The 1,793-nt window shown below is 65.2% G+C and carries 1 protein-coding gene; it reads right to left on the reverse strand.

Annotated elements, in window-relative coordinates; translation table 11 throughout:
- A partial coding sequence (locus tag ACTWP8_RS38100; protein ID WP_443326628.1) for a non-ribosomal peptide synthetase occupies nt 1-1,718 on the reverse strand: 1,718 nt, incomplete at its 3' end.
- Between the last annotated feature and the right edge of the window lie 75 nt (nt 1,719-1,793).

Below are 1,793 nucleotides of genomic sequence, written 5' to 3' on the forward strand. Positions count from 1 at the left end.
GCGTCCAGGGCCGTGCGGATACGGCTGACGAGCCTGGTCGCGAGAAGCGAATGGCCGCCGAGCTGGAAGAAGTCATCATCGATGCTCACAGCCGGCACACCGAGGACCTCGGCGAACAGATCGCACAAGATCTCCTCACGCGGCGAGCGCGGGGTACGGCCGACCGCCTCCGGACCAAAGTCCGGAGCGGGCAGGGCCCGCCGGTCCAGCTTGCCGTTCACCGTCAACGGCAGCTCATCAAGGACAACGAACGCCGACGGCACCATGTAATCCGGCAACCGAGCCGCAACATACTCCCGCAGCTCCGCAGACCGAACACCGCCGCCAGGCGTCGGAACGAGATAGCCCACCAGCCGCTTGTCGCCGGGCCGGTCCTCGCGCACGACGACCGCAGCCTGCAAAACCCGCTCGTGGGAAACAAGAACGGACTGGATCTCTCCCAGTTCGATACGGAAACCCCGCACCTTGACCTGGTCATCGACCCGGCCCACATACACCAACTGACCATCGGCATTCCAGCGAGCCACATCACCCGTGCGATACATCCGCGCACCCGCCGGACCAAACGGATCCGCAACAAACCGCTCCGCCGTCAGACCCGCCCGACCCCAATAACCACGCGCCAGCACCGCACCGGCCACATACAACTCCCCCGCCACACCAACAGGGACCGGCCGCAACCACGCATCCAACACATAAGCCCGCGTATTCCAGAACGGACGCCCAATCGGCACCGCACCCCCAGCCACCGACTCACCAGGAGCAACCACAAAATCCGTGCAGTTGACCGTCGCCTCCGTCGGACCATACGCATTCACCACGGTCACATCCGGATGCGCAGCACGCCAACCCTCCAGCGCCTCACCCGTCAGAGCCTCACCACCGATGATCAACGTGCCCGACGGCGACACCTCGCCCGGAAGCGCCTCCAACAGACCCACATGCGACGGCGTCACCTTCATCAAAGTCGGCGACCCGCTGACCGCGGCCCTCTCATCAAGCTCAGCCAAAACCACCCGGCCACCACTGACCAACGGGGTATACAACGCGGTAACCGTCAGATCGAACGCCACCGACGAATGCAGCAACGCCGTACCCGACGCATCCCCATACACCTCACGCGCACGCTCCAAATACGCACCCACCGACGCGTGCTCAACCACCACACCCTTCGGCCGACCCGTCGAACCCGAGGTATAAATCACATACACCGGATGACCCAGCCCCAACGCCGACACCCGATCCACATCCGTGACCGGCGCATCCGAAAGCCCCTCCGCTTCCGCGAACACCGACACGTCATCGATCACCAACACCGGATCCGCGTCCCCGAGAATGAACTCAATGCGCCCGGACGGATACTCCGGATCCACCGGCACATACGCACCACCGGCCTTCACCACCGCCAGCAACGCCACCACCAAATCCACCGACCGCGGCAGCATCACCACCACCAACCGCTCAGGCCCCACCCCCCGAGCCACCAACCACCGCGCCAAACGATTCGACCGCGCATCCAACTCCGCATACGACAGCCCCACACCATCGCACTCCACCGCCACCGCACCCGGCGTCCGCGCCACCTGCTCCGCAAACAACACCGGCAACGACACCCCACGCACCACACGCCCGGTGTCCACCCACTCCCCCAGCAGCCGCTCCCGCTCACCGGCCACCCACACATCCACCGCACCGACCCGCACCAACGGATCAGCCACCACACACTCCAACACCCGCACCAACCGCGCCACCAAAGCCACGGCCGTACCCCGATCGAACAAATCCGTGCTGAA

Source organism: Streptomyces sp. 7N604 (genome assembly GCF_052245475.1).
In the GTDB taxonomy this organism is placed as follows: Bacteria; Actinomycetota; Actinomycetes; order Streptomycetales; family Streptomycetaceae; genus Streptomyces.